2 protein-coding genes are annotated in these 3,541 nt (G+C 52.7%); both read left to right on the forward strand.

Translation table 11 applies throughout. The features are described from left to right. Positions 1–378: 378 nt before the first annotated feature. Positions 379–2,034 carry a C69 family dipeptidase gene (locus Q0X57_RS07855; RefSeq protein ID WP_297729897.1) on the forward strand — a complete coding sequence of 552 codons (1,656 nt, stop codon included), beginning with the start codon at positions 379–381 and terminating at the stop codon, positions 2,032–2,034. Between the two features lie 121 nt (positions 2,035–2,155). Next, positions 2,156–3,118 (forward strand): ROK family protein, encoded by a 963-nt coding sequence (locus Q0X57_RS07860; RefSeq protein ID WP_297729899.1) that lies wholly within the window; start codon positions 2,156–2,158, stop codon positions 3,116–3,118. Positions 3,119–3,541 lie beyond the last annotated feature (423 nt).

Raw genomic sequence — 3,541 nt, forward strand, 5'->3', positions numbered from 1 at the left:
GTCTTGCGCTAGCCTTGCGGTCCGAGGGTCGGGGACGCAACAATGATTCTTTTTTTGCAAGGTGATTAAACCTTCCTGAATATCTATACTCTAAAGGAACTGAGTAACCCGTACGAAGTGGGCGACTCGGAAGCAAAACAAAACTAACGCGTGGTGACACGCACTGTGCCTGCCTTTGGATTTAAGCTTTTTACTGAGGCGTTACGGGCACCAGAAAGAAGGCACAAATGTTTTTTATCGATATGGTTGTTCCCCTGTGCCTTCTTTCTTTTTTTCGTATCTTTGGAACCGCCAACCGCCACGATCATCGTGGAGGGTTGACGGTTTCTTTTTTTGTCCGCACATATCAATCCTAAATAATTATAGTAATCAAGAACTATGACAAAGAATGCATTGACTAGGCTCGTAGTCCTATTCACTACACTTCTACTCCTAGGCACGAGTCCGAGCTACGCCTGTACGGGTCTGCTCGTAGGCAAGGGCGCATCGGCCGATGGCTCGGTTATGATCTCCTACAGTGCCGACTCACACACGCTCTACGGTGAGCTATACTACTGGCCAGCGGCCGACCACGCACCTGGCTCTATGAGACAAATTACCGAGTGGGACTCAGGCAAGCCTCTCGGACAGATTCCAGAGGTAGCACACACCTACGCTGTCATCGGTAATATGAATGAGCACGCACTAGCTATCACTGAGTCTACCTGGGGTGGCCGTGAGGAGCTGACAGACCCCAACGGTCTGATGGACTATGGTAGCCTTATCTACGTGACGCTACAGCGTGCCAAGACAGCTCGTGAAGCTATCCAAGTGATGACCTCACTGGTTAAGGAGTACGGCTACGCTAGCTCTGGCGAGAGCTTTTCCATAGCAGACAAGAATGAGGCGTGGGTCCTCGAGCTGGTCAGCAAGGGTAAGTATGGCAAAGGTGCAGTGTGGGTCGCAATGCGTATCCCCGACAACGCTATCTCTGGACATGCCAACCAGGCTCGTATCCAGCAGATAAAGTTCAACGATCCCAACAACTGCCTCTACGCTCCTGACGTAATTGACTTCGCTCGTGAGAGAGGCTACTACAAGGGCTCGGATCGTGACTTTAGCTTCCAAAAGGCTTACAACCCCTACACGCCTGGCGGGTTGCGAGGTTGCGAGGCTCGTGTATGGTCTTTCTTCAATAAGTTTAGCGATGATATGAAGCAGTACGAGCGCTTCGTCATGGGAGATGAGAAGGCCTCTAAGCCGATGCCTCTCTACATCATCCCCAATCGCAAGCTCTCGCTATCTGACGTACGCGATATGATGCGTGACCACTACGAGGGTACACCGATGGATATGACGCAGGACGTAGGTGCTGGTCCTTATGCAGTGCCTTACCGCTGGCGTCCGATGACCTTTGAGGTGGAAGGTCAGACTTATGTCAACGAGCGTGCGATCGCTACACAGCAGACCGGCTTCGTGCTGGTGGCTCAGCTCAGGCCTAACCTGCCAGACGCTTTCAGCATCTTGTGGTTTGGTGTAGACGATGCTAATACCGCTGTCTTTACGCCAGTCTACTGCTCTTCGCTCCGCACTCCTGAGTGCTACCGTGTGGGCAATGGCGATATGATGCACTTCTCCTGGACGAGCGCTTTCTGGATCCACAACTGGGTGGCTAATATGGCTTACGCACGCTATGCACCTATGATTAAGGATATTCGTCCTGTACAGCAAGAACTGGAGCAGAGCTTTGACAAGATGGTACTCGATATAGACCAGAAGGCTCTCGCTATCTACAAGAAGAACCCGATGAAGGCGCGTGAAGTCCTCACGACTTTCACCTGCGAGACCGCCGACTATGCGACCTATCGCTGGAAGAAGCTCGGCGAGTACCTACTCGTCAAGTATATGGACGGCAACATGAAGAAGGAGGAGAACGGGCAGTTCAAGACCAATGGTTATGGTCTGAGCGCAATGCCAGACTTCCCCGGCTACGACCAGGAGTACTACAAGCGCATCGCTGAGACTACTGGCGATCAGCTCAAGATTAAAGAGTAAGTCCGACTACCAACTGATATAGTTTCATCGTGGGCAATGCTAAGTAAGCGAGGAGACTCCCTCTGTGGAGTAGGTCCGCTACTGAGCGTTGCCCATACTCCTTATTATATAGAGCAACAATATGTCACTATACATAGGCATTGACATAGGAGGTACCAACACAGAGCTAGGAATCGTCAATGAAGCCGGACAAATAGTCTCCTCGCAGACGCTCTCTACGAAGCAACATGGGTGCGCCTTTGCTGATTACATCACCGCACTGAGCCAGCAGATAAACCAAATGATTGCAGACCCAGACCTAACCGACACGGTCGTCGGCATAGGCATCGGGGCTCCCAATGCAAACTACTTCTCAGGATGTATCGAGGAGGCTGTCAATCTGCCTTGGGCTGGCTCCAGTCCTATCGTCGCTGACCTCTCGGCACAGACAGGTCTACCCGTTGTCCTAGACAATGACGCTAATGCGAGTGCTCTCGGCGAGCATAGCTACGGAGCTGCACGTGGACTGGATCACTTTGTCGAGATAACACTCGGTACAGGCGTAGGAAGCGGTATCTATGCCGACGGACATCTCATACGTGGCTACCAAGGCAAGGCGGGCGAGCTAGGACATATCGCTGTGGGCGAGCCACATCAACGCTGTGGCTGTGGACGGTACGGATGCCTTGAGGCTTCTGTAGCAGCGCCTGCAGTAGCACGACGTGCCGTGAGCCTTAAGAAGCTATGCCTAGAGCAAGGTATGTGGAGCGAGCTTTGTGACATACCTGACGAGGAGTTGACCAGCAAGGTGGTCGCAGAGATAGCCTTGGCGACTGGCGACTCCTTAGCTCGGCAGGTCTTTGACGAGACAGGGGAGATATTGGGTCGTGCACTGGCGCAGTTTGCGTGCTTCTCAGCACCACAAGCGTTTGTTCTCTTCGGAGGCGTGACGCAGTGTGGCGACCTTCTCCTCAAGCCTGTACGCAAAGCCTTTGACCAAGCGTTGCTTCACATTTATCGAGGCTCCATAGAGATCCTCCTCAGCTCGCTGCCGAGAGGACAAGCAGCCATACTGGGCGCTGCTTCGCTAGCTCGAGAGTTGTAGTATGAGCCATGGAAAGACCCTTTGAATAGGATCCTCGCTGTGGCATAGCTCAGCTGGTGCGTACTGACAGTGATTGATTGATCCGTTGCACTTCGGCCTAAGATTTGTCTGACAAGGCGCCTCTTGCTACCTCTCCAGCCACAAAGTAGTGGATCCGTTGTAGACTAGCAAGACATTACAAAAGCAAAATAAGTAGCCCACCTGCAGGAGATCGTAGTCTGATCCCGCAGGTGGGCTATAACAATATTGTCTTGTCCTGTGCGCTTTAGCGTCCTAGAGGACGGCGCTCACGCTGACGTGTCGTGACCTCCTCCTCAATGCGCTTGATCGGGGGCTGGTAGTCGGGGTAGTGCTCCTCCTTTTCAGCAGGCTTGATGTAGGCTAGCTCGTCGCCCTTGCGGACGGTCTGACCCTGACCTACAC

The sequence above is a fragment of the uncultured Porphyromonas sp. genome (assembly GCF_947254915.1).
Classification (GTDB): domain Bacteria; phylum Bacteroidota; class Bacteroidia; order Bacteroidales; family Porphyromonadaceae; genus Porphyromonas.

What these genes read in the sequence shown, in the direction of transcription:
- Q0X57_RS07860 (WP_297729899.1), top strand. Translation starts at nt 2,156, where the DNA reads ATGTCACTATACATAGGCATTGACATAGGAGGTACCAACACAGAGCTA.
- Q0X57_RS07855 (WP_297729897.1), top strand. Translation starts at nt 379, where the DNA reads ATGACAAAGAATGCATTGACTAGGCTCGTAGTCCTATTCACTACACTT.